Annotated in this window: 20 protein-coding genes and 1 pseudogene; 11 read left to right on the forward strand and 10 right to left on the reverse strand. The window is 67.6% G+C overall.

Annotation, left to right across the window (positions count from 1 at the left end; genetic code table 11):
- Nucleotides 1-366: 366 nt before the first annotated feature.
- Nucleotides 367-1,086, reverse strand: a complete 720-nt coding sequence (locus ACOQFL_RS08030; protein ID WP_435543469.1) for a 3-keto-5-aminohexanoate cleavage protein — start codon at nucleotides 1,084-1,086, stop codon at nucleotides 367-369.
- Nucleotides 1,087-1,319: 233 nt separating this feature from the next.
- On the opposite strand from ACOQFL_RS08030, the gene ACOQFL_RS08035 reads away from it, so the two are divergent.
- The 4 genes from ACOQFL_RS08035 to ACOQFL_RS08050 all read left to right on the forward strand — a co-directional run bounded on the left by ACOQFL_RS08035 (nucleotide 1,320) and on the right by ACOQFL_RS08050 (nucleotide 7,150).
- A complete protein-coding gene (locus tag ACOQFL_RS08035; protein WP_092627107.1) occupies nucleotides 1,320-2,306 on the forward strand; it encodes a malate dehydrogenase in 987 nt (328 codons plus the stop codon).
- Between the two features lie 152 nt (nucleotides 2,307-2,458).
- A complete protein-coding gene (locus ACOQFL_RS08040) occupies nucleotides 2,459-5,638 on the forward strand; it encodes a UvrD-helicase domain-containing protein (RefSeq protein WP_435543470.1) in 3,180 nt (1,059 codons plus the stop codon).
- A gap of 68 nt (nucleotides 5,639-5,706) precedes the next feature.
- Nucleotides 5,707-6,483, forward strand: a complete 777-nt coding sequence (locus tag ACOQFL_RS08045) for a GNAT family N-acetyltransferase (RefSeq protein ID WP_435543471.1) — start codon at nucleotides 5,707-5,709, stop codon at nucleotides 6,481-6,483.
- Between the two features lie 109 nt (nucleotides 6,484-6,592).
- Complete coding sequence (locus tag ACOQFL_RS08050) at nucleotides 6,593-7,150, forward strand: dihydrofolate reductase family protein (protein WP_435543472.1); 558 nt, start codon at nucleotides 6,593-6,595, stop codon at nucleotides 7,148-7,150.
- Between the two features lie 9 nt (nucleotides 7,151-7,159).
- Here the strand turns inward: ACOQFL_RS08050 and hrpB are convergent, their stop codons facing one another.
- Nucleotides 7,160-9,640: an ATP-dependent helicase HrpB gene (gene hrpB / locus ACOQFL_RS08055; RefSeq protein ID WP_435543473.1), complete on the reverse strand. Its 2,481-nt coding sequence runs from the start codon at nucleotides 9,638-9,640 to the stop codon at nucleotides 7,160-7,162.
- Between the two features lie 222 nt (nucleotides 9,641-9,862).
- Between hrpB and ACOQFL_RS08060 the strand changes: the two genes are divergently transcribed.
- Nucleotides 9,863-10,381, forward strand: a complete 519-nt coding sequence (locus ACOQFL_RS08060; protein ID WP_435543474.1) for a 2'-5' RNA ligase family protein — start codon at nucleotides 9,863-9,865, stop codon at nucleotides 10,379-10,381.
- Here the strand turns inward: ACOQFL_RS08060 and ACOQFL_RS08065 are convergent.
- From ACOQFL_RS08065 to ACOQFL_RS08080, 4 genes and pseudogenes are all read right to left on the reverse strand, one after another.
- On the reverse strand, nucleotides 10,375-11,601 hold the full coding sequence (locus ACOQFL_RS08065; protein WP_435543475.1) for an MAB_1171c family putative transporter: 1,227 nt from the start codon (nucleotides 11,599-11,601) through the stop codon (nucleotides 10,375-10,377). The two genes, ACOQFL_RS08060 and ACOQFL_RS08065, sit on opposite strands and share 7 nt — an antisense overlap.
- A gap of 2 nt (nucleotides 11,602-11,603) precedes the next feature.
- Nucleotides 11,604-12,218, reverse strand: a complete 615-nt coding sequence (locus tag ACOQFL_RS08070; protein ID WP_435543476.1) for a hypothetical protein — start codon at nucleotides 12,216-12,218, stop codon at nucleotides 11,604-11,606.
- Nucleotides 12,219-12,527: 309 nt separating this feature from the next.
- Nucleotides 12,528-15,233, reverse strand: a complete 2,706-nt coding sequence (locus ACOQFL_RS08075; RefSeq protein ID WP_435543477.1) for a type 1 periplasmic-binding domain-containing protein — start codon at nucleotides 15,231-15,233, stop codon at nucleotides 12,528-12,530.
- 320 nt (nucleotides 15,234-15,553) lie between these two features.
- Nucleotides 15,554-16,074, reverse strand: a pseudogene (locus tag ACOQFL_RS08080) (DUF6194 family protein).
- Between the two features lie 126 nt (nucleotides 16,075-16,200).
- On the opposite strand from ACOQFL_RS08080, the gene ACOQFL_RS08085 reads away from it, so the two are divergent.
- Nucleotides 16,201-16,968: a MerR family transcriptional regulator gene (locus ACOQFL_RS08085; protein WP_435543478.1), complete on the forward strand. Its 768-nt coding sequence runs from the start codon at nucleotides 16,201-16,203 to the stop codon at nucleotides 16,966-16,968.
- Between the two features lie 75 nt (nucleotides 16,969-17,043).
- Here ACOQFL_RS08085 and ACOQFL_RS08090 read toward each other — a convergent pair whose 3' ends face one another.
- Nucleotides 17,044-17,628 (reverse strand): helix-turn-helix domain-containing protein, encoded by a 585-nt coding sequence (locus ACOQFL_RS08090; RefSeq protein WP_435543479.1) that lies wholly within the window; start codon nucleotides 17,626-17,628, stop codon nucleotides 17,044-17,046.
- A 115-nt stretch (nucleotides 17,629-17,743) separates the two neighbouring features.
- Here ACOQFL_RS08090 and ACOQFL_RS08095 point away from each other — a divergent pair, with 115 nt between their 5' ends.
- The 5 genes from ACOQFL_RS08095 (at nucleotide 17,744) to ACOQFL_RS08115 (ending at nucleotide 21,513) form a co-directional block, all read left to right on the forward strand.
- Nucleotides 17,744-18,580 carry an EamA family transporter gene (locus ACOQFL_RS08095; protein ID WP_435543480.1) on the forward strand — a complete coding sequence of 279 codons (837 nt, stop codon included), beginning with the start codon at nucleotides 17,744-17,746 and terminating at the stop codon, nucleotides 18,578-18,580.
- Nucleotides 18,581-18,600: 20 nt separating this feature from the next.
- Nucleotides 18,601-19,248 (forward strand): FMN-binding negative transcriptional regulator, encoded by a 648-nt coding sequence (locus ACOQFL_RS08100; protein ID WP_435543481.1) that lies wholly within the window; start codon nucleotides 18,601-18,603, stop codon nucleotides 19,246-19,248.
- A gap of 313 nt (nucleotides 19,249-19,561) precedes the next feature.
- Complete coding sequence (locus ACOQFL_RS08105) at nucleotides 19,562-19,690, forward strand: hypothetical protein (RefSeq protein WP_435543482.1); 129 nt, start codon at nucleotides 19,562-19,564, stop codon at nucleotides 19,688-19,690.
- Between the two features lie 215 nt (nucleotides 19,691-19,905).
- Complete coding sequence (locus tag ACOQFL_RS08110) at nucleotides 19,906-20,733, forward strand: alpha/beta fold hydrolase (protein ID WP_435543483.1); 828 nt, start codon at nucleotides 19,906-19,908, stop codon at nucleotides 20,731-20,733.
- Nucleotides 20,734-20,736: 3 nt separating this feature from the next.
- The gene (locus ACOQFL_RS08115) at nucleotides 20,737-21,513 is read left to right on the forward strand and encodes a MerR family transcriptional regulator (protein ID WP_435543484.1); all 777 of its coding nucleotides are present in this window, start codon (nucleotides 20,737-20,739) and stop codon (nucleotides 21,511-21,513) included.
- A gap of 91 nt (nucleotides 21,514-21,604) precedes the next feature.
- On the opposite strand, the gene ACOQFL_RS08120 is transcribed toward ACOQFL_RS08115, so the two are convergent.
- The 3 genes from ACOQFL_RS08120 to ACOQFL_RS08130 form a co-directional block, all read right to left on the reverse strand.
- Entirely contained in the window at nucleotides 21,605-22,372 is a 768-nt protein-coding gene (locus ACOQFL_RS08120) for a dienelactone hydrolase family protein (RefSeq protein ID WP_435543485.1), read from the reverse strand.
- Between the two features lie 172 nt (nucleotides 22,373-22,544).
- Nucleotides 22,545-23,447 carry a serine hydrolase gene (locus ACOQFL_RS08125; protein ID WP_435543486.1) on the reverse strand — a complete coding sequence of 301 codons (903 nt, stop codon included), beginning with the start codon at nucleotides 23,445-23,447 and terminating at the stop codon, nucleotides 22,545-22,547.
- Nucleotides 23,444-24,340, reverse strand: coding sequence for a LysR family transcriptional regulator (locus tag ACOQFL_RS08130; RefSeq protein ID WP_435543487.1), 897 nt, complete (start codon nucleotides 24,338-24,340; stop codon nucleotides 23,444-23,446). The genes ACOQFL_RS08125 and ACOQFL_RS08130 overlap by 4 nt, the downstream gene beginning before the upstream one ends.
- Nucleotides 24,341-24,433 lie beyond the last annotated feature (93 nt).

Below are 24,433 nucleotides of genomic sequence, written 5' to 3' on the forward strand. Positions count from 1 at the left end.
CGCCGAATCCGCCGGTTACAGCTTTAGCCGATAATGCACATTATGTTAAGTAATGGATTTCGCAGTGGCGGGTCCGCTCTCCTCCCGAGCTACTCCCTGTCCTGTACGGGCGCGAGAAAGCAGGTAAAGCGCCGATGTACGGTCTACTGCTCGTCGGCCTCTTTCGACAGTGACGAGGACTGCTTCCAGCGCCACCCTCGAGACTTCTCGATCCGCTGCGAGAACGGTTGTCCGGTTGTGGTGACTGTCCGTTGTAGAACAGTGCGATCCCCTCGAGCGCGGCGTACGGGGCGGTGATCCGGAAACGCGGTACTACTGCTCCCCTGCCCTGCGACGAGTCCCTGCGACGAGTCGTGCCGTGGGGGGTCAGCCACGTGCCGTTCTGATGTGTAGTGCGGCGGTGACGAGTTGGGCGTTGTCGTCGGCGATGGTGCCGTCGGGAAGCAGCAGGGTGTCTTCCAGCCCGATTCGGGTGTGCAGGCCCTGTTGCTCGGCCAGGCGCAGTACCGGCCAGGCGCCCGCTGCCCTGCCGTGCAGCAGGATGGGTGTGCTGGTGGGACGGATCCGCGCCAGCAGGGTTTCGGCGGTGGCTGTCGCACCCGTGGCGGTGGGGTCGACGATCTCGGTGAGAATGCGGAGGGCATGCTCGCGGTGGCGCCATTGGGCGAAGTGTTCGTCCGCCTCGGTTCCGGAGTGGATGCCTGCTTCGATGCCTATCCCGCGTTTCAGCAGTGCGTGGGCGATTCGTTCGGCGTCGGGGTCGTGCCAGTCGACCGAGGCGTGATCCGGGAGGACGGTCCAACTCGCGATGGCGTCGAGCCGGGAGGGCGTGTCGGGGGTGGTCCAGGCGGTGGTGGGGATTCCCACTGCGATGCCGGGGGCGGCGGCCCGGACCGCGTTGACGGCGGCGGCCACCGTGGTGGCGTCGAGGCTGTCGGCGCCGTCGTGGGTTTTGGGGTGCACGTGGATGTCCTCGGCACCCGCGGCGACGCTGTGTGCTGCGGCTGCGGCGAGGTCCGGTGGTTGCACGGGTAAGTGGTGGTGTTCCCGAATGCCCCGGGCACCGTTGAGGCAGACCTGCAGCATGACTTCATTCTGCTGGATCGCGGGGTGTGGCGAAACACGGCGCGTGGCGGGTGGTGAGTGTGACGGGGTGTGATGATCGTGTGGTCGGACTGTTGTGCGGGGGTTTCGGCTGAATCGGTTTCGTTTCGGTGTGGCCGGTGGGTGGGGTGTGATCCGTGGCGGGGGCGCCTGGTTCGTGGCGTTCGGGTGGATAGCATCGCTTCGGCAATACCCGGCGACCAGGAGAGAACTCCATGACTCGTTCCCCCGTTACCGTCACTGTCACCGGCGCTGCTGGTCAGATCGGTTACGCGTTGCTGTTTCGGATCGCGTCCGGTCAGCTCATCGGTCCGGATACCCCGATCAATCTCAGGTTGTTGGAGATTCCGCAGGCGGTCAAGGCCGCCGAGGGGACGGCGATGGAGCTGACCGACTGCGCGTTCCCGTTGCTGCGCAGTATCGAGGTCACCGATGACACGCAGCGGGCCTTCGAGGGCACCAACATTGCCTTGCTGGTGGGCGCTCGCCCCCGTTCGCAGGGAATGGAGCGTGGTGATCTGCTCGAGGCCAATGGTGGCATCTTCAAACCGCAGGGTGAGGCCATCAATGCCAACGCGGCCGATGATGTGCGGGTCCTGGTCGTGGGCAATCCGGCGAACACGAACGCGTTGATCGCCCAGGCCCATGCTCCGGATGTTCCCGCGGAGCGTTTCACGGCGATGACCAGGTTGGATCACAATCGTGCGTTGGCGCAGTTGGCGCTCAAGCTGGGTGTGGGTGTCGACGAGATCCGTAGGTTGGCGATCTGGGGTAACCATTCGGCGACGCAGTACCCGGATCTGTTCCACGCGGAGGTGGGCGGCAAGATCGCCGCGGAGCAGGTCGAGCGGCAGTGGATGAGTGAGGAGTTCATCCCGACCGTGGCCAAGCGTGGTGCGGCGATCATCGAGGCTCGTGGGGCTTCCTCGGCGGCGTCGGCCGCCAACGCGGCCATCGATCACGTGCACACCTGGGTCAACGGCACGGCCGAGGGCGACTGGACGTCGGCGGGTGTGGTGTCCGACGGTTCCTATGGTGTGCCGGAGGGATTGATTTCGTCCTTCCCGGTGACCGCTCGGGATGGGCGTTACGAGATCGTTCGGGGGCTCGACATCGACGAGTTCTCCCGTCCGCGTATCGACGCTTCGGTGCAGGAGTTGGTCGACGAGCGGGAGACCGTGCGCGGGTTGGGCCTGGTCTGATCTGTTCGTGCGTTGTGCGGGGCCGGTGGTTGCGGAGGTTTCCACCGGCCTCGCGTGTCTGTCGGGCCCGGTTCGACAGGTCCGGAAGATGTGCGACATGAGTAGGTGTGGCCCGGACGTGTGGGGTGTGGCTGGTTTGGCAGGATCGGCGGGTGCGCTTCTACGCTGACTTGCATATTCACTCCAAGTACTCCCGCGCGTGCAGCAAGGACTGCGACATCGAGCACCTGGCCTGGTGGGCGCGTCGCAAGGGGGTCACGGTGGTGGGTACCGGGGACTTCACGCATCCGGCTTGGCGTGCGCATCTGCGTGAGGTTCTGGAGCCCGCCGAGCCTGGATTGTTGCGGCTGCGTCCGGAGTACGAGCGTGCGGCGCTGCGCACGTTGCCCGCCGAGTGTCACACTCCGGTGCGGTTCATGTTGTCGGTGGAGATCGCCACGATCTACAAGTACGGTGATTACACTCGCAAGATTCACCATTTGTGCTATGTGCCGGATTTCGACGCGGCCGAGGAGTTCAGCCGCAGACTCGGCAACATCGGCAATCTGGGTTCGGATGGGCGTCCTATTCTGGGGTTGGACGCGCGGGATCTGTTGGAGATCACGTTGGAGTCCGGGGCGGGGTCGTATCTGGTGCCTGCTCATATCTGGACTCCGTGGTTCGCCGTGCTGGGGTCCAAGGCCGGGTTCGATTCGATCGGTGAGTGTTATCGGGATCTGGCGGGTCACGTTTTCGCGTTGGAGACGGGGTTGTCCAGCGATCCGGAGATGAATTGGCGACTGTCGGCGTTGGACGAGTACACGCTGGTGAGTCATTCCGACGCGCATTCGCCGCCGATGTTGGCTCGGGAAGCCACTGTGTTCGACACCGAGTTGGACTATTTCGCGATGCGTCGCGCGCTGGAGACCGGTGTTGGTTTCGAGGGGACGGTGGAGTTCTTTCCCGAGGAGGGCAAGTATCACCTCGACGGGCATCGCAAGTGCGGGGTGCGGTTGGATCCGTCCGAGACTCGGAGTCACGGGCGTCGGTGCCCGGTGTGTGGCAAGCCGTTGACGGTGGGGGTGCTCAACCGGGTGGATGCGTTGGCGGATCGGTCGGAGGGGGTGCGCCCGTCCGGCGCGGCGGGATATCGCAATCTGATACCGCTTCCGGAGATCGTGGGTGAGCTCCGGGGTGTCGGCCCCAAGAGCAAGCGGGTGTTCGGTGAGATCAGCGAGCTCACGGCGCGGCACGGTTCGGAACTGGCCATTCTGGAGGACGTGCCGGTCGAGCGGTTGCGGCGGGATGACGGTGCGTTGGCCGAGGCGATCGAGCGGTTGCGCGCGGGCAGGGTGTATCGGGAAGCCGGTTTTGACGGTGAGTACGGCACGATTCGCGTGTTCGAGCCGGACGAGCTTTCGCGGGTGCGCAGCGGTGGGGCGGCCTCGTTATTCGCCGATGACGAGCTGCCCATCCCTACCCCGCCGGGCTCGGCGGCCGAATCGGACACCGTCGAGGGGGAGATGCCCACCACTTCCCCATCGTTCGGTGCGGCGGACACCATGTCGCTCGAGGAACGAGAACGCTTCGATGTTTCGGGTGTCCCGGATGCCGCCGGGGGCGACGGGTCTGCTGCCACCGGGATGTTGGCCGAACTCGATGCCGAGCAACGGGCCGCGGCCGAGGTGGTGTCCGGACCGTTGATGATCGTGGCTGGGCCGGGCACGGGTAAGACCCGCACGATCACGCATCGGATCGCCCATCTGGTTGAGGAACGGGGTGTGCCCGCCTCGAGCTGCCTGGCCATTACCTTCACTCGGCGGGCCGCGGCGGAGATGAGCCGACGGATCACCGTCTTGGTGGGAGAACGGGGCCGTGAGGTCACGGTGGCGACGTTTCACTCGTTGGGGCTGAGCATCGTGCGGGACAACCACGCCGCGCTGGGGTTGCCCGAGGACCTCGCCCTGGTCGACGCCGATCGTCGACACCGGATTCTGGTGTCGTTGACCGGTGACGAGCGCAGGGCTCGGCAGTGTGTCTCCGCGTTGTCCCGCGCTCGCCGAGGTGGTGAGGTCTCCGGCGAGGTTTCGGAGCTGCTGCCCGACTACACCGCCGCGCTGCGGCGGGAGGGACTGGTGGATTTTGACGATCTGCTGGTGCTTCCGGTCGAGCTGTTGCAAGCCGATCCCGAGCTGGCCGAGTGGTATCAACAGCGGTATCGCTGGATCAGTGTCGACGAGTATCAGGATGTCGACGAGGTGCAGTACCGACTGTTGCGGCTGTTGGCGCCCGCCGCGGCCAACCTGACCGTCATCGGCGACCCGGATCAGGCGATCTACGGTTTCCGTGGCGCCGATGTGGGGTTTTTCCTGCGGTTCGAGCGGGACTATCCGGATGCTCCGGTGCGGGCGTTGACGCGGAACTATCGCAGTGGGCGGCGCATCGTCGAGGGCGCGGTGCGGGCGATCCGCCCGGAGAGTCTGGTTCCGGAGCGGACGCTGCGGCCGGTGGGTGCCGACAGTGAACATCCGATCGTGCTGCACCGGGCGTCCGACGAGCGGGCCGAGGCCAGGTTCGTGGCCCGCACCGTTGACGGGTTGCTCGGTGGTTCCACGTTTCATTCGCTGGACAGCGGCAGCGCCGAGGGTTACGAGACCTCGTCGTTGGGGTTCGGCGACATGGCGGTGGTCTACCGCACCGATGCGCAGTCGCGGGTGCTGGTCGAGGAGTTGAGCCGGCAGGGATTTCCGGTGCAGAAACGCAGTCACGATCCGCTGGCGGCACGTGCCGGCGTGGAGCCGTTGCTGCGGGAGCTGGGTTATGCCGGTGGCCGCTCGGGCACGGTGCTGCGGCAGTTGGAGCAGGCCGCCGCTACTGTGGCTGAGAGTCTGGGGGATCAGGCCGAACAGCTGCACACGGCCGTGGAGTTGTTGAGCCCGCTGGCCGCGCGTTTTGACGAGGACGTGGTGGGCTTCTGCCGGGAGGTCATGTTGGGCGCGGAGGTCGACGCGTTGGATCCGCGCGCGGACGCGGTGTCGCTTCTGACGCTGCACGCGGCGAAGGGGTTGGAGTACCCGGTGGTGTTCGTGACCGGTTGTGAGGAGGGGTTGCTGCCGTTGCGCTGGCCGGGTGAGCAACGGGACGACACCGCCGAGGAACGGCGGCTGTTCTTCGTGGGGATGACTCGGGCCCAGCGGCGGTTGTACCTGACCCGTGCGACGCGTCGTGGCCAGGCGGCCACGGCGGGGCAGCGCTCCCCCAGCCCGTTCCTGTCCGAGTTGGGTGACACGGCGGTGCGTGATGGCGACGAGGGTGGCAAGCGGTCCGCTGCTCGGCAGTTGAGTCTGCTCTGAACCGCTGCCTGGCGTGGTGGGCGGTCAGTGGAGCGTGTGCGGGAGAAGACTCGTGGGAGGTGGTGGCCGTGTCAGCTCCGGGGTGCGACTCGGCAACGGTGCGGGCACTGCAGGAGAAGGCGGCCCGGGCGCTGCCTGCCGAGCACGTCGAAGGGTTCGGCGGCTGGTGGCTGCGTCGAACCGCCAGCGCCTCCTGGTGGGCGGGCACTGTGCTGCCCCACGGTGAGGGCGCTGCTGGGGAGCTGGAACGGGCGGTCTCGGTTGCCGAGCGTTTCTACGCGGACTTCGAGGTCCCGGCGTGTTTTCAGCTCACGCCGGGAGTGTGTCCCGACGAGCTCGACACGCTGCTGGCCGGGCGCGGGTACCATCGGCACACCTTGATGTCGCTGCGGACGGCTTCGGTCAGTGGGGTGCGCGCGTCGGCCGGAGTGAACGGGTCCGAAGTGCGGCTGGTGGAGAGTCCGACCGACGCGTGGTTCGACGTGTGGCACGCGGTGCACGGTGCTGGTGCCGATCTTCGGCGGGAGTGGGACATGCTGGCCCGGGTGGAGCAGCCGAGTGCTTGTGCCTGCGTGCTCGAGAAGGGCGAGATCGTGGCGGTGGGCCGGGCGGTCGTCGACACCGGCTGGGCGGGTGTGTTCGGCATGGCCACGTTGCCTCGGGCGCGCGGGCGGGGCGCGGCCCGTGACGTGTTGCGGTCGTTGGCCGACTGGGCGTCGGGGCTGGGAGCCGAGGGGATGTATCTGCAGGTCGACGGGGACAACCCGTCGGCCCTGCGGCTGTACGAGCGTGCGGGATTCGTCGAGGTGTGCCGGTACCACTATCGCAGCGCGGCGCCGTGGTGACGGTGCCGTGTCGGCTGCGTCGTACTGGCGGATGCGGGAACATGGTGCTCGTGTTCTGTCGAGAGGGGCGCCCGGTGTCGTCGGAGATTTCGCAGCGGACGGGAGCGCCATGGCGAGGCTGATCTGTTCCGCGTTGGCCTCGCTCGACGGCTACATCGCCGACGAGCACGGCCGGTTCGACTGGGCCGTGCCCGATGAGGAGGTGCTGGCCTTCATCAACGAGTTGGAGCGGCCGGTCGGTACGCATCTGTACGGGCGCAGGCTCTACGAGTTGATGACCGGGTGGGAGACCGATCCCGCGCTGGCCGAGCACTCCCCCGCCATGGGTGAGTTCGCGCGGCTGTGGCGGGCGGCCGACAAGATCGTCTACTCCGGCACGTTGGACACGGTGTTCACCACCCGCACCCGGATCGAACGAAGGTTCGATGTGGAGGCGGTGCGGGACCTGAAGAACTCGGCCGAGCAGGATCTCACCGTGGGCGGCCCGGAGTTGGCGGCCCATGCGTTCGAGGCCGGTTTGGTCGACGAGTGTGGGTTGTTTTTCGCACCGGTGTTGGTGGGTGGTGGTAAGTCGTTCTTTCCGCGCGGGGCGCGTGCCGAGCTGGAGTTGCTCGACCAGCGTCGTTTCGGAAACGGCATGGTCCATGTGCGCTACCGGCTTCGGTAGCCGGTTTCGTCAGTCTCCTCGTGGTCGGGCGGGGGTGGCGTTCCACGGGTCCTCCGGCCAGGGGTGTTTGAGGTACTGGCCGCGTAGTTCGGCGCGGACCTGGTGGTAGCCGTTGTTCCAGAACGAGGTCAGGTCGCCGGTGACGGCGGCGGGTCGTCCGGCGGGGTCGAGCAGCCGCATCAGCACCGTGACGCGACCGTCGGCGATGGTGGGGACGCTGCTCCAGCCGAACACCTCCTGCAGCCGTACCGGCAGGACGGGTTGTTCGTCGTCGTAGTCGAGGCGGATCCGCGCCCCGGAGGGCACCTGCATTCGCGGTGGGGCCAGTTCGTCGATCCGTCCGGCCTCGGGCCACGGCAGCAGGCGGCGCAGTGCCTGTCCGACATCGATGTGTTCCAGGTCGGCACGGTTGCGTGCGGCCGAGAGTTCGGGTTCCAGCCACGTGTCGGCCTTGGCCAGCAGGTCGGCCTCGTCGGTGCTGGGCCAGGGCTGGCCGAATGTGCGGCGCAGGAAGGCCAGTCGTTGTCGGAGCTGGTGGGCTTCGGTGTCCCAGTTCAGCAGCCGTAGTCCCTCGCTGTGCAGACCGTCGAGCAGTGCTGCTCGCACTGGCTCGGGTGGGGGCTGCCGCAGCGGCGCGTCGGAGAGCACGATCGAGCCCAGGCGGCGCAGGGTGCGGGCGCGCACGTCGCCGTCGTTCCAGTCGATCTCGTCGGTGTGTTCCACCATGCCGGGGGCGGCTTGTTCGGCGAGTCGTTGGTCGGCGCGTGCGGCCAGTCGTACGAACCCGTGTACGCGGCTGGGGTCGCGTTCGGCTACGGCCACGGCCAGCCATTCCGATCCGGCCAGTCCTTCGGAGGTGGGCATGCCGGAGGGATCCTCGCGTACTTCGGAGCGAGGTAGCTCTACGGCGGTGCCGCCGGCCATGAGGTACACCCGGGAGCGGGGTGCGCGGCGTCTGGCCAGTCGTTCGGGGTGGGCCAGGGCCACTACCAGCGCCTCGTCGTCGGCGTCGGGTGGGTTCGGTGTGGCTGGCACCATCTTTTCCAGCCGTGCCGCTTCGCGTCGCCAGCGGCGGGAACCGGGTCCGTTGGTGCGGAGTTTGCGCAGGGCGGTGGCGAGTTCGGTGTCGGTGGTCAGGGTGTCGTCGTCGAGTAGCGCGACGACTTCGGCGGCGGTGCGTCGCCCGGTTCGGGCGCTGCCGTCCAGCAGCGCACGGGACAGGCGGGGGTGGAGGCCGAGTTCGGCCATGCGGTGTCCGCGTTCGGTGATCTTGCTGTCGCTGTCGAGAGCGCCCAGTGCGGACAGCACGTGGTGTCCGGCGCTCAGGGGGCCTTGTGGTGGGGTGTCCCACCAGCGCAGCGCCTGCCCGTCCGGGGTTCCCCAGCAGGCCAGTTCCAGTGCGAGTCGGGTGAGGTCGGTGGTGCGGATTTCGGGTTCGGGATAGCGGGCGAGGGTGCTGTGTTCGTGTTCGGGCCAGCACCGGTAGGCCTGGCCGGGGCCTTCGCGGCCCGCGCGGCCGGCTCGTTGTTCGGCGATCGCCAGGGGTGAGCGCACGGTGACCAGGCCGGACAGGCCGCGGCGGTGGTCGACGCGGGAGACGCGGGACAGGCCGGAGTCGACCACCGCGCGCACGCCGGGCACGGTGAGGCTGGATTCGGCTACGGCGGTGGCCAGTACGACGCGACGTCGGGATCTGGGGGTCAGAGCGTCGTCCTGTTCGGCGGTGGGGAGTCTGCCGTGCAGCGGTAACACGTCCACGTCGGTTTCGTCGGACAGTGCTTGGCGGGTGCGGGTGATCTCGCGGGCGCCGGGGAGGAAGGCGAGTACGTCGCCGTGTTGGTCGCGCAGCGCGGTGCGTATCGCGCGTGCCACGGTGTTCTCGGTCGCCTCGTTGCGTAGTGGGGCGATGTGGCTGGTTTCGACCGGGTGGGGCCGTCCGGGGGCGTGCAGCACCGGGGCTGGGTCCTGTTCGCCGAGCAGGTTCGCCAGTCGCTCGCTGTCGACGGTGGCTGAGGTGGCCAGTACTCGAAGGTCGGGGCGGAGCCCGTCGCGGGCGTCGAGCAGCAGCGCCAGCAGCAGGTCGGCGTCGAGGTGGCGTTCGTGGCACTCGTCGAGGATGACCGCGTCCACGCCGGACAGTTCGGGGTCGGATTGGAGGCGCCGCACCAGCAGTCCGGAGGTGACGACTTCGATGCGGGTGTGTGGTGAGCCGCGCCGTTCGCCGCGGACCGCGTAGCCGACCTGTTCGCCGACCTGTTGCCCGAGCAGTTCGGCCATGCGGGTGGCGGCGGCGCGGGTGGCCAGGCGGCGTGGTTCGGCCACCACCACCCGCAGGCCGCGTTCGGCCAGTGCCAGTGGTACCAGCGTGGTTTTGCCGGTTCCGGGTGGGGCCACCAGCACGGCGGTGCCGCTGCGGTCCAGCTCGGTGGCGATGTCGCCGAGGACGGGCCGGACCGGCAGGTCGGGAAGCTCGGGCAGGGTTAGCGTCATCGGCCAAACGGTATCGTCGCCTCGCGTGCGGGCTGTGGCTGCGGCGTTGAGGAGTGTTCGGCCGGTTGCGACTTCGGGAACGGATGGTGAGATCCATGTCCGCTTCCCGGTTCGGCGACGGTGTGGGTCCGGCTGCGTTCTCACGCCCGTGGTGAGGTGGTGGCTGAAAGGCCGAGGGCGAACCGGTGGGGTGTCGCTTTCGTGATCGGGTAGAACGGAGCCATGGCGCGAGAGGGTCGTACTGGTCTGGTCATTCCGGTTCCCGCCGCCGATGCGGCGCTGGCCCCGGTGGCCGAGCGGTATCCGCATGTGGTGCGTGACGGGGTTCCGGCGCACCTGTCGGTGTTGTATCCGTTTCTGGCCGCCGAGGAGCTCGATACCGGGGTGGTCACCACGTTGCGGGCGTTGTTCGACCGACAGCCACCGCTGCGGGTGGTGCTGGATCGGTGCCATCGGCAGGGTGGGTTCGTGTATCTGGTTCCCGAACCGATGGATGCGTTGCGGGAGTTGACCGACCGGGTCCGGCGCGGCTGGCCGCATCTGGTGCCCTACGAGGGGCGTTACGACTTGGTGGATCCGCACGTGACGGTGGCGATGGGGGCCGAGGAGGAGACGGCTGCGGCGCTGCGGCGGGAGGCGGCGGAGTCGGTGCCGTTGACCGTGGAGCTGGGTGAGGCGTGGCTGGTGGTGTTGCGGCAGCGGTGGCAGCTGCACGAGCGGTTCGTCTTCGGTGGTCAGTAGGGGTGGTGCGGTTGCTCGTTGTTCGTGCTGGGTGGTGTGGGGTGCCTGGCCAGGGCTTCGGAGACCCGCACGAGCCAGCTGATTTCGGCCGCGAGGTCGTCGTAGGGTTCGGCGGCTCGGGTGCGCTCGGTGTCGGGGATCGGCGTGTCGCGCCGGTGGCGCGACAGCGCGGTGTGAATGTCTCGGGCTTCTACAGTGGCGGCGCGGTCCTGCTCGGCGACGCCGTCCCGCCGTGCCGCGGCTTGGTGGCCGCGGGTGTCCTCGGCCGACCGGTAGGGCCGTAGCAGGAGCATCCCGTCACGGATGGCCACTACACGTCGGTACAGCTGTTCCGAACCGCCACGTGTCGGCGCGGGGGTTCGCGTGGTGTCGTCGACGGTGAAGGCGATACTCGGCATGGCTGTGTGCAGCGTGTGCCACAGTGGGTACAGCCGCCGGTAGGAACGTCGGTGCCCCAGCGAACGGACGAGTTGTTCGCAGCGCGGTCCGAGAGTGGGCACGGCGGCGCCCAACACAATGGCCAGCACGGACAGCGCCGGAAGACCGATCGCGAAGGTGCAGTCGATCGTGGCGAACGCCGAGGGGCAGTAGGGCTCGGCGATCGTGCTGGTGAGCAGTTCCGACAGCACCGACCATAGTTTGTGCGCGAGGTATCCGGCGGCCAGTGTGCTGCCGAGGGCCAGCAGGATCATCCCGGCCCGCAGCCAGGTGCGGGTGTAGCGGATCGAGCGCATGGTCAGCACGATCAGCTCGATCACGGCCGTGCCCAGGTACAGCGAGTACAGTAGCGTGTATACGGCCAGGGTCGGCTGGGTGGCGTAGAGCCCGGTGAACACGCCGGTCCCGCCTGGGGGGTCGCTGAGCGCGAACATCGCGGTCATGCCCACCAGGGTCAGCAGCAGGGTCAGCAGGCGAGGTCGGACTTTGCTCGGTACCTGTTCGGCGGGGTGGCTGACGTAGAGCATCAGGTGCAGGAATCCGAACGCCGCCACGAGCGTGCACGTGTTCGACAGCAGCCGTCCGAGGCTGGGCAGCAGTGCGCTTTCGGCGGCCTGCACGACGGGGGCCAGCGTGACGAAGGCCGTTCCCAGCGCGCAGGCGAGCGTGATCAGCGGTATCTCGGTGGGGCGTCTGCGTCCTCGGTTCCAGAGCACGATGCGGTAGCCGGCCACAGAGAACACCACGAAGCCGGTGGCCAAAAACAGCACGGACACGCCCATGCTCAGCCTCCGAAGATGTAGTCGACCCGGGCGAGACGTCGCGCGGCCCTCGGTGGGGCCTCGCCCGCCACGTGGGGACGTCGACGTGCCCGCTGGTGCAGCAGCGATGCCACTGTCTCGGCCTCGTGTTCCTGCGATTCCCCCGTTGCCCGATCCAGCAGGTGCGTCAGCGCCGCCGGGGCCAGGTCCGGTGCGATGCGTTGGGCTTCCTGTTCGGACAGGACGCAGTGGCCACGATGCCGCGAGATCATGTGCCCGACCTCGTGCAGGATGATGTGGTCCTGGTGAAAACCACTGGTGTTGGCGGCGTAGGCGATCACGTCGTGGTCGGCGTGCTGTTGCCACACCCCGCAGCTGTCCCCTCGGGTCCACACGATCGGGCACAGGTCGATGTCGCGGCCGCGGTGTTGTTCGAGACGGTCGAGGAAATCGTTGATGTCCCACGGGTGCGGCACGCCGATGTGGCCGAGCAGCTCGTCGACCCGTCGGCGGCAGCGAACGCGCAGGTCGGCTCGGTCCACGGCGGCACTCCCCTCTCCTTTGGTGGCCGCTCCGCTGGCCGGCGGGCGCAGGCACCTCGGTGTGGCGCCCACGAAGTCGATGTTCGTGCCGTTCATGATCGCATTATCGGCCACATCGGTGCATCTGTTCACGTTCCCACCGGGGTTTGGTCACCGTTGTGGTCGAGCTTGACGGCCCGGCCACAAACGGACACGTGGTGATGCACCGTGGGAGGCGTGGTCGGTGACGGCTCTGGTTTCAGTCCACGAGGCTGGTGTGGAAGTTTTGGCGGTAGGTCGCGTGGGGTGATATACGGCGGTGTCGGACGAGCCCGGCCGTGTCCGAGCGGCCACAGGCTGGTGGTGTACTGCTGGGGGCTGGGCTGCAACGGCGCCGGTCGTTCGACTGTTCTCCTGGCCGCGGTGCTATTCGATCCGCGGGCACCCGGTCGCGGTGCTGGGATGCCGGCCGTCGTAGACCGTCCCGAGGAGGTATACGCAACTCGGTGTTCCCGCCGGGCCGCGGAGCTCGCTGATGTTGTCGATGCGCAGGATGGCGAGGCTGCGGTCATCGGCGATTTGGGAGCGGCCGAAGTCGATCGTGCCCGTGGCCCCCTCGAACGAGCTGTCACGAAGTTGCTGAGCCACCTCGGCACGGTGTGGTGTGAGGCCATTTCTCGTCGGTCCCCGGTCGTGGCGGATGGCGATGACGGCGTTGATGAACAACCCCGCGGCGTCGTACAGGCCGCCGACCCGCTCGCCGGGCCAGGGCATGTTCGGTGCCTCCGCTCGGGGAAGCTGTTCGCGTAGTGTCTCGCGCAACTTGCGGTAACCGCTGCAGAACGCGTTGAGCTGTGTTCCTCCGGCGGGCAGCGAGTTGGCACGGCCGGCTACGCAGTCCTCACCTGCCAGGATCACGGGGCTTCCCATACCGACGTAGGAGACCGTCACACCGTTGAACTCGGTGGTTTTGCGGCTGCGCTGGTCCGCGACGAACCGGGACACCGCGTCCGAAGCCACTATCATGGGGAGTTCGGCGGAGTCCGGACAGTTGCGGCGGACGGTGCGCAGGAAGTCGCCGAAGGTGTTCTCCCGGCCGGCGTAGAACGCGATCTCCCGGCTGCGGTCGGTGTCCTCGGCACACAGCGGCGCCAACTCGCTGACCGAACGCTCCCACGTGCGCTCGTCCAGCGCGATGTCCGTACTGTCGAGCTTCTCGGTCAGCGCCGAGACGAGAGTCGCCGCATAGATGTTCCGTCCGCTCGTGGAGGGGTGGTACAGGGTGACCTTCGGTGAGTTGAGGTGCGCCGCGTAGTCGATGATCAGCTCGGCCTGTTTCTCGTTTCCCGGGACGAGCTGGAAGTAGAGCGGAGTGAGCTCGGCCAGCTCGGTACTGGTCAGTGTGGAGCCGAGTACGGGGATGCCGTGTTCGCCGAGGATGCGAATGGCCTCTTCGGTCTCGGTCACGCTGCGGTCCATCCCCACGACGCCGAGGATGGTGGGATCGGAGTTGACGAGCGGCACGAGAAGTTCCCGCGTCACCTCGGGCGCGCCCCGCATTCCCGTCCCACCGTTGGCGATGATGATCCGAAGCAGCGGCTCCGTCGCGGACCGTTTGTTCTGTTCTCGCTGGCGCAGCAACAGTCCTTCCAATTCTTCCGCCACGGCGTGATCGGTGCGGGGGCCGAACCGGCTGTTGGTCAACCCGGCGAAATAGATCAGTGTGACGTAAGGCCGGTGAGGGTTATCGGCATGCAGCCGTTTCGCCCGTTCGTTCTGCGCGTATACGGCGGACTGCGCGTAATGCAGCCGCTCATTGGTGCCGAACACCTGTACGGCGCTGTCGCTGTAGCCGAGACACTGGTCGCCAGCGGAGCCCAGACGACTCACCCGGGTGGCGACCGTTCCTGTTGACCATCGCTCGAACGCGGCGCAGCTCGATGTCCAGGATTGACTGACTGTGATGGCGGGCTGGATCAGACCTGCGGCCAGCAGGACCAGCACGAGCGCCTCGCACACGTACCGTCGTGCCAGCAGCGGAGCACGTCGGGGATGCCAGCTCGCAGCGTCCTGCCAGGCTTTTCGGTCCTCGCCGGTGGTTTCTGCCGCGGGTGTGGCGGCTGGAAGTTCGATGTGCAGATAGCGCGCGTCGGGAGCGAGTTTCTGCCGCCGGCTGGGCAGCCGTCGCTGCCATTCGGAGAGGGCTTCGTTCGCGTGTACGGCGGCGGTCAGCGAGGGATTGGCAGCCTGCGGGGTCTGTGGAGGGTCGTCTGTCGCCGCGACGACAAGGAGCGGATCGAGTTTGCCGGTCTCGTTGCGTACCTCGTTGATCAGTCGCAACAATTCCCAGCCACCGTTGGTGCCGCGGACGTTGTCCAGCAGAACCGTGGCATAGGTGGTACGGCGCCAACCGGCCCTGTGCGGCAGGATCCGCAATCGTCTGCGCCGATAGGCGATGCGGAGATCCTCCAGGAAAGCGTGCAGCAGCAGTTTCTTGATCTGTTCTTGGCTTTCGGAGGCGCGTCGGTCGAGCGTCAGGCGCTCGGCGAAGCCCTGAAGACCGATGGAGTGCCGCGGCACCATGAACGGTTGACGCATGATCCAGCGTGCTTCGCGGCCGAGCCCCGGTACTCTCCCCGCCAGCCACCGCATGCCGAGGAGTTGGCCGATCCAGAGGAATACGCTCAGCACGAAACGGGTCAGAGCGTGTGGAACTTCGGAGATGAGCGTGCGCAACCCTCCGGTGCCCGGGCGGCCGCCGGTCCATTCCCGCAGCAGGTGGAGTATGGGCTTGTCGCGTTTTCCCTGTTCCGGCGGCAGGTGTTGTCGTGTCAGCCACTCGATGAGCTTGTAGTTGTCGAACTCGCCGATGCCGCCCGAGGTGAACTCGTCCTTACCGAGTTCCTGCTGGATCGCGTGCAGGAGGGGTAGCAGACGCTGGGCTGGATCGTCGGTGGTGGTGTCGACGACCTCGTCCGCGTCGATGAGGGCGTGGGGAACCTGTGGCAGTGCGGTGTCCAGGGACTCCTTCAGCGTCGGCAGGAAATCCGTGACCGAGTGGTCCCGGTGCAGGCAGACGAGCGGAAGAGGCTGGTCACCACGCCGATCGTGCGGTGATGGCGCGGTGAGCAATCGTGGCCGGTGGTACAGGTTCCGGATCAGTCTCAGAAGAGCGTGCAACCCCGTGAAATGCGGGAGGGATCGATCAGACTCCATTGAGCCCCCTCGGATCCGGCTGCGTGAACGTGTCGGGGGATGTTACTCGCCGGACTCGTCCGGTGTGACTGATTCGGAAAACCGGACGACCACATTTTGTCCGCAATGGACCCATGGGGGTGCTGATCGTCAGGGCTCGCTCTGGAAGCGGAGCGTGTCGGTGCGGTGCCCGACCCTCGAATCGTGGAGTGGGGCGGGCCCGTCGGAACGACTCCTCGGCCGTGGTGCTCGTGTTGTCACCGGTGTTGCCGAACGGCCCGGGAATGCGGGCCGGTCAGCAGTGACCGCGCTTGGTCCGCGGTCGCCGCGCCGGGGTTGAGCAGGCACACCCAGCTCTGGGCGGCGTAAACCGGGTGGGGCAGCACGCGGTCGCTTCGGGTGTGGTCGAACTCGGTGGATCGGTCGGGTACGCTGCGGGTGGATAGTCGAGCAGCGTTTCGAAGGTCTCTCGGCCGACCGCGATGTTCAGTCGGAACACCCCGTCGCGGTCGATGTCGGAGACGGTGTCGAAGCCCGGGTAGTCCTTGGTGACGATCGTCGCGAACGGCATCCGCCGGTTGGCCAGCGGGTCCGCGCTGTCCGGGGAGTAGAAGAAGAACGTGTCTCCCCAGGCGATCTCGGGTGAGCCGTTGGCTTCGCTCGTGGTGACCGCGACGACGTCGGACATGCCCGTCACGAAGTCGATGATTTCCCGCTGGGTCATCGCGTTCGGCTCGTCGGTTTCGGTGCCGGGGAACTCTTCTCGTGCGGTAGCCATACCTTCGAGTATCTCATCGAAGTTCCTCTTGAGACTTTTTTCGGATACGATCAGTGCATTACCCACAGTGTAGGAACTCAACCCTCAACTCGGGCTGTAACCGGCAGGTATGAGGACGACGCGTCGGTGGAGCAAGACGGCAGCCGGTACCGCCCCGTGGATCTGGCGCGGCTGGTCGGTATCTCCACCCAGCAGGTGCGCAACTACGCCGACACGGGCGTGCTGCCTGCCGCCCCTCGCACCGATGCCGGGTACCGCCGGTTCGACGAGAGCCACCGGCAGGCGTTGCTGACCTACCGGTCGTTGCTGAAGGGGTACAGCCACACCACGGCTCAAGCCGTCCTGCGGGCGATCCACGCCGAGGACGTCTCCGGTGCGCTCGCGCTGGTGGACGCCGCCCACGCCGAGCTGCACGAGCAGCGGCAGTCGCTGCGTGCGGCGGCCGAAGCGCTCGACGCGATCGCGGGACAAGCTCTGGAGAGCTCCCCGAGCCCGCGGTCCACCATGCGGATCGGCGAGGGGGCCGCATCTCTCGGAATCCGCTCCTCCGCGCTGCGCGTCTGGGAGGACGCCGGTCTGCTGACACCCAGCCGGGACCCGGTCACCGGGTACCGCCGGTTCGGGCCGGGGGATCTGCGCGACGCACGGATGGTCCACCTGCTGCGGCAGAACCACTACCCGCTGCCGCGGATCGGCGAGGTTCTCGACGACATGCGTCGTACGGGCGGAACACGGTCCCTGCGCGCCGCCGTCGCCGAGCGGTGGACGCGGTTGACCGCGCGTACGACCGCGATACTCGAAGCGGCCGGGCAGCTGCACCACTACCTGCGCAATCACCCGTCCAGGCGGGAGACCACCTCGCACGCGCAACGGGGCACCCGGGGCAGGAGTTGAAACTCCGTTGACCCCCGCGATCGGAGCCCGTTTCCGAACGAGTGCCCGCTGCGGTCCTCGCGTGTCCCGCGCGGCTCAGGTGGTGGTCGCGGGAGCGGGGGGCAGGTGAACGGTCATGATCAGATGGCAGGTCTCGGTGCCCGCGCCGCGGTAGGTGTGCGGGGCGGCCCCGTCGAACGTGGCAGTCTGCCCGGCCTCGACGGTGTAGTCGGTGCCGTCGACGACGAGGGTCATCCGGCCGTGGGTGACGTTGATCGTCTCCACGACTCCGCTCTGGTGGGGGTGGCTGGGGTACTCCTCACCCGGTGCCAGCTGCCAGTGCCAGATCTCGGTGGGGGCCGTTCCCGAGGTCGTCACCACGAGGCGCGCCCGGCTGCCGTGCTCTCCGGTCCACAGCGGCGCCACCTGGTCGGCGGTTACCACGCGTACGTGGTTTTCGGCTGAGCCCTGCATCAGGGCCGACACCGAGATGCCGAGGGTGTCGGCCAGCCGGACCAGGGTGGCCAGGTTGGGGTTGCCCTCGGCTTTTTCCAGTCCCACCAGTGCTCCCTTGCTGACCTCGGCGCGACGACCGAGCTCTTCCAGGGACAGGCCCGCCCGCAGGCGTGCCGCCCGAACGTTGAAGGCGACCGAGCGCAGAGCCGCCGTCGTTTCGACCATGTGACCGTCACACTTCCCGGGGGTCGTTTCAATGGACCGTTCGGTCGTTTGATTGACTGATTTGGTTGTTCCATTGTACCGTCTGGTCGTTTTACCGACTCGTAAGAGGTGTGCTGTGTTCGCTCTGCTGCTGGCCCTGGGCAGTTCACTGGCTTACGGGTGCGCCGACTTCTTCGGCGGCCTCGGTGCCCGCAAAGCTCACGCGTTGCGGACCGTGATGATCGCCGCCCCGGCCAGCCTGGCGGTCGAACTGCTGCTGTGGCCGTTGCTGGGTGCCTCGTTCCATCCGGCCACGTTGGGCTGGGGCACGGCATCGGGGGTCGCCTCGGCCGCCGCGTTCGTGCTGCTCTACCGCACATTGGCGATCGGGCCGATGAACGTGCTCTCCCCCGTGACCGCGCTGGTCTCCGCCGCGCTGCCCGTCGGTGTGGGGCTGCTGCAGGGCGAGCACCTGGCCGTTGCCGGCATCTTGGGACTCCCGTTGGCCCTGGTGGCAGTGGTGCTGGTCAGCACCGGCCCCGGAGTGGGCGCGGCACGGCCCTCGCGGGCCGCACTGCTGCTGGCCTTCGGCTCCGGCGCCGCCATCGCCGGCCAGCTGATCTTCCTGCACCAGGCACCGACCGACAGCGGTGTGGCACCGCTGATCATCGGGCGGGCGGTGTCCTCGACGATCACCCTGGCCGCAGCGGGACTGCTGCACCGCGAACTCGGCTCCGAACGGCCCGCGTACGCGATGTCGGCGGCTGCGGGTGCGTTGGACTCGGTGGCGAACCTGCTGTTCCTGCTCGCCGCACGCAGTGGCGACCTCGCCGTCGTCGCCGTGATCGTCGCGCTCTACCCCGCCGGAACGGTCCTGCTCGCCTGCGGCGTGACCGCCGAACGCATCCATCGCGGTCAACTCGTCGGCCTGGGCACCGCCGCTGTGGCAGTGAGCCTGCTCGCTGTGACCTGACCCCGCAGAAGGAGGACAACATGTTGGTGCATCCCTGGGACGCCAGTCTGGACGAAGCCGAGTGGCGGGCCTGGATCGCCGAGGGCCACGACTTCGGACAGCTGATCGTCAACGGCGCGGACGGCAGGCCGCCCGTCGTCGTCCCGACCCACTTCACTTGCCACGGAGATCACCTGCTCGTGCACCTGGCCCGGCCCAATCCTGTCTGGACGGCCATCGAGCACGACCCGAACGTCACCTTCACCGTCATCGGCGACTACGCCTACATCCCGGGGACCTGGCGGGCCAAGGCCGGCACGCCGCCCTCCGACGGAGTGCCCACCAGCTACTACAGCACTGTCCAATTCACCTGCCGTGCCGATATCGTCGACGACCCCGAGACCAAGGCCGAGCTGCTGCGTCGCCAGATGGCCCACTTCCAGCCCGACGGCGAGCACGCCCCCATCGCCGTCGACCAGCCCCCGTACGGCCGGATGCTCGCCGGTATCCGCGGTCTGCACCTGCAGGTCGCCGACGTCGTGGCCAAGTTCAAGTACGACGACCAGAAACCAGTCGAGCACCGAGCCGCCGTCGCTGAGGCCCTCGCCGGACGCGACCAGGGGCTCGACACGGCCACCGCGAACCAGCAGCGCCGTCGCCTGGACCGCATCGGTCCCTGGAACGCCTGACGCCGGATCTGGTGATCGCGGGTTCGGGCAAGCTCGTTCCGAACGAGGTGCTGCTCTACCGGCGCTCCCCGCGCGAGCGATTCTCGAGCTTGCTACAGAGAAACAACAGAGCTGGTGGGGGATTCGCGATGATTTCGTCACGGTGATGAAAGGTGGAATGCGAGGATCAGCGAATACCACGTTCTCGACGGCGAGGGCTCGGAAAGGTTCACGGGATGCTTGCCATACTTTCGGTCGTTACCCGTGTCCGCCGGAGGATTCCGGTGATGAGCGCGAAACCGCTCGGCGGACACAGCGCCGGTACCGACAGTGAATGCACAGGTCGGATCGGTCCACGGTGGCACTCTCCTCTCCGCTGGCTGCCGATCCGCTGTCCGGCGGGTGCAAGCACCACGGTGTCACGCCCACGACGGTGATGTCCTTCCCGCTCGTGATCGCATGATTGGTGACGCGGCCGCAGCGGTTCACGGTCTCGCCGGGTAATCACCGTCGGGGCCGAGCTTGACGGCCCGGTTCCGCGGCCGTGTGGCGGCACCCGGTGCTCGGGTGCGGGATGATCGAATTCTCCACCGGTCGCCCCAGTCGCTTCGAAGAACTCCCCTCCGGGGCGCGGCACGTGTTGAGGTTGACCTCGGGTCAGGGTTCACACTTCATCGCATGAGCCTTTCGAATTCGAGCGATTCGTCCGATTCGACCTGGACCGGTATGGTGCCGGTCGACGACACCGCGCTCGCCGTGACCGATACGCGTGGGCCCGGTCGTGCCGTGGTCTATCTCAACGGTGCCTATGCCGATCAGTCGCACTGGCGACGCGTCATCGGTGAACTCGGCAGCGGCTGGCGGCACATTACCTATGACGAGCGCGCCCGCGGCGAATCGAAGCGCTCCGGGGACTATTCGTTCGAGGCGTGCGTCCGTGACATCGACGCCGTCCTCGAAGCGAGGAACGTGGACCGGCCGATACTGGTCGGCTGGTCCTACGGAGCCGCGCTCGCGGTGCACTGGGCCAACCGCAACCCGGACCGCGTCCTGGGGGTGGTGCTGGTCGACGGTGCGATGCCGTACGACTGGATCGACGACGCGGCCCGGGAACGGATCCGGACGTTGTTCCGCCGGTTGAGCTGGATATTTCCGATCGCCCGTCGATTGGGCCTGGCGGCACGGTTCTCCGCCGAGCAGCACGCCGAGGTCAACATCGAGATCAACGAGAGCCTCGGAGCCCTCGAGCCCGTGCTGGACGGCCTGCTCTGCCCGGGGCGGTGGGTGATCGCCTCGGGAGGCAACCTGGGGGGCGGAGCCGAGGAGATGGAACGGGCTCGCGCCACTCTCGACCCGGTGCTGGCCCGCAACCCGCACCTCGAGGTGAGCGCGAAGGTCGCGAGCAACCACTCGAAGATCCTGCGCAGGGATTTCCGGGCCGTGGCCGATGCGGTTCGCGAGATCGCTTCCACCCACGAGACCCCACGTGCCCACGAGGTGAGCTGACAGATGGCCTATGGCGTCACGATCGGACAGGCGGCGGCATTCGCTGGGGTGACGGTCAAAACCGTGCGGCACTATCACAAACTTGGGCTGCTCGACGAGCCACCGCGCGACAGTTCCGGCTACAGGCGGTACAAATCGGACGAGCTGCTGCGGCTGGTTCAGGTTCGCACGCTGGCCGCCGCGGGCGTGCCGCTGGTCGAGGTCGGAGCCGTGCTCGACGCGGATGCCGAGCGGTTCGGCGCGGCACTCGCCGACGTGCAGCGGCGCCTGACCGAGCAGATCGAGAAATTGCTCGCGCGGCGTGAGACGTTGCACCAGCTCGCTGAGGGAGACCGGGCCCTGCTGCCCGACCGTGCCCTGGCGCTGCTGCACCGGATGTCCGCCCTCGGCTTCGAACCGGACTATGTGACCACCCAGCGGGAAGCCCTGGTGCTGTCGCTGGCGCTGGTGCCTGAGGGGTTCGACGGCTTCCTGACTCTGCTCGAACACCGGCTCGACGATCCCGGCTACGTCGACCTGGCCAAACGCTGTTGGGAGGCCGAGAACTGGCAACCCGACGACCCCCGTGTCGAGGAACTCGCGACCGCCGTTGCCGAGCACTTTCTCGCCAACCCCACGCTGCTGGGGAATTCCGGCAGCCTACAGGCCTGGTTCGACTCCGTTCCGCAACACAGGGTGATCAACTACCACCGGCAGGACCGGATGCCGGTCTCGGCCCGGTTGACCACGCTCATCGAAGCCGAACTCCGCTCGGCGGGTGTGTCCGTGCCCCACCAATGAGGAAAGTACAGGGCCTCGCCAGGGAACCGAACGACGGACACGCCACCGACATCGGGAGTGTGCACCCGCCGCCCCCCACGGGCTGCTGGTCTTACGAGCCCGGCTTCAACGTACGATCGAACAGGTCCAGCAACGCCGACCAGTGCCGTTCGTTGGCCTGCTCGTCGTAAGCGGCGGTGTCGGCCTGGGTGTAGCCGTGTCCGGCACCCGGATACACCTCGCTGTGGAAAACCACACCCGCATCGGTCAACGCCCGGTCGAGTCGCTCGATCTGCTCGGGTGGCAGCGCGTGGTCCTGGTCGGCGTGGCCGAAGTAGAGCTCGGCGGTGATGTTTCCGGCCAGCAGGTGGGGGCTGTCGGGTTCCTCGCTCGCCAGGCCGCCACCGTGAAAACCGGCCATGGCCGCCACCTGATCCGGATGGGTTCCGGCCGTGCGCAACGCCAGCACCGCACCCATGCAGTAGCCGGTGACACCGACCGCTGCCCCATCGGCCTCCGGCCGCTGTCGCAGCCAGTCCAGATAGGCACCGGCATCACGCATCGCCAGCTCGGGGGTCAGCTCCCGCATCATCGGGCCGATCTCGTCGAAGATCTCGGGACGCCTGCCCGGGTCGATGAACTCGGGCAGCTCCACGACCGGAGCACGCCCGTGGCGGTAGAACACGTTGGGCACCAGCACGGTGTATCCGGCAGCGGCGAGCCGGTCGGCCATCGCGGTCAGATGTGGACGTAGCCCGAACGCGTCCATGTAGAACAGCACGGCAGGATGCGCGGCGGCGTCGTCGGGATGTGTCAGATAGGCGTCGGCGACCCCGTCCGGGGTGGGGACGTCCACCATTGTTCCCTCTACGGCAGTCATCAACCCTGTCCTTTCCTCCGAAGCGGTGGTGGCAACGGTGCGGTGAGCCGGACTCGAACAACCGCGCCGCACGGGTTTGCGCACCGTCACGGCCGTTCAGCCTATCCAGGCCACCAGCACCGCGCCGTAGCGGTTGCGAGCACGTCGCTGTGCCCTGGCGGGGTCGGTCGGGTCAGCCACGCCGCAGCTGGTCGCGCAGTGTTCGCGCCACCCATGCCATCAGCGCGTCGGCTTCGGGCTGGTTGGCGGCGGCCACCTGCGATTCGGTGAGCGCGGCGATACCGAAGGCCCGTCCGTCGGCGTGTTCGACCACGCCGATCTCGTGGCGCAGGTTCAGCAGCGTTCCGGTTTTCGACGCCCATGTCGAGGCGTCGGAGACGAATTCCGGGGCCAGGCGTTGGCGCAGCAGGTTGTTGGTCATGAGCTCGCGTACCCGCGTGCCGATGCTTCGGGGTATGCCGGAGGGAGTCCACAGTGCCTGTAGCAGGTCGACGAGGGCTCTGGCCGAGCCTGCATTGGCACGAGTGACGTCGAGTTGGGGCACCGGGTGACCGTTCCCGGCGGTACCTGCGGTGATGGCCAGTGTGTGAGCGAGTGACACCTCGGTGGGCTGGAGGCGTTCCGCCGGGGTGTCGGTGAGGTCGCGCATCCGGTGGCGTGCGGTGATGTCGTGCAGTTCCCACTGCCGCAGCAGCCGGGTGACCTCCTCGGGTGGGGTCTTCTCGAACAGCGCGTCGGCGGCCGTGCCGTCACTGATCGAGGTGCTCAAGTACAGCAGGTCGTCGAGCGCCATGTGGGCTGGATGGTGAAACCGGCTCAGTCCGGTCGGTCCCGCTGTGGTGATGCGTCCCGGCCGCACTTCGACCGTGGTCGAACCGTCGAGCTCGCCGATGCGGATGCGTTCGAGTGTGGCGGCGGCCAGCGGAACCTTGATCAGCGAGGCGATCGGGTACCACACGTCCGAGTCGATACCGAGTTCGTGGCCGGAGTGCAGGTCGCGTACGAGGAACGAGCCCCGCAGTCCCCCGTTGTCGAGTTCGGCTCGCAGTCCCCGGGTCAGTGATTCGATGCTCATGCCGTCTCCTGTCCGCTCACTGTGGCTCCGAGGGCTCGCGCGACGGAGTGTTGGAGTCGGTCGCGGATGCGTGTGGCGTCGTCGGCGACGACGGCCTCGATGCCGAAACCACGTTCGACCCGCAGCTCACCGATCGCCCGCCACGTCATGCCGAGTTCGCGGGCCTGCGCGGCCGAGCACACCAGCAAATCCGCCGAGCCCAGCACCTCGGCTGTCGCGGCGGTCAGCGAGTCGGCGACGGTGATCTGGGCGGGCCGCAGTCCGACGGCGTCGCGGGTTCGCACCAGGCGGTCCCGAACGTGCGGAACGTCGTCCTCCGGCTGGATCCAGACCCGACGCCGCGGTAACCGGCCTGATCGTCCCACACGCAGGCTTTCCAGGTAGATCGATCCCGGGGCCGGCGCGGTAGTGCCTGCCAGCCCCAGTGGAACGGTCCACACACCGGCATCGGCGGGCACCGCGGTGACGGCCGCCCGTACCTGGTGGGTGCGCACCAGCTCGGAACGTTCGCCGGGCGGGGCCGGGCGGAACTCGAGGAACAGCTCGTGGGCACGCGCCTCGGAGTCGAGTTCGGCCAGGTCGCGAGTGGTGCAGGTCTCGGGGACGGCGATCCGTAGCGGACGGAACCTGGCGTGGTGAGCGTCCTGCTCCATCGCGTCCGCGAGCCGGACCAGACGTCGGGCCGAGGGAAGCATGTCCCTGCCGAACGGCGTCAGCACCGCCTTCCTGCTCGAACGGTCGAACAGCAGCCCACCGAGATGGCCTTCCAGTGCCGAAACCCGACGGCTGGCCACCGACTGGGGAACGCCGGCCAGGGCGGCCCCACGAGTGAAGCTTCCCGCTTCGCTGACTGCCACGAACGCCTTGCAACTGCCCACCAGGTCCACAGCCACAGCTTATACGCATTCGGCATCGAATCATCCGTTCGTGTCTTGGACGGGATGGGTCGGAGCCGATGAGACTGCTCGGGACAAGCAACGACGAAA

It is taken from the genome of Actinopolyspora sabaoui (assembly GCF_051225635.1).
Taxonomy (GTDB): domain Bacteria; phylum Actinomycetota; class Actinomycetes; order Mycobacteriales; family Pseudonocardiaceae; genus Actinopolyspora.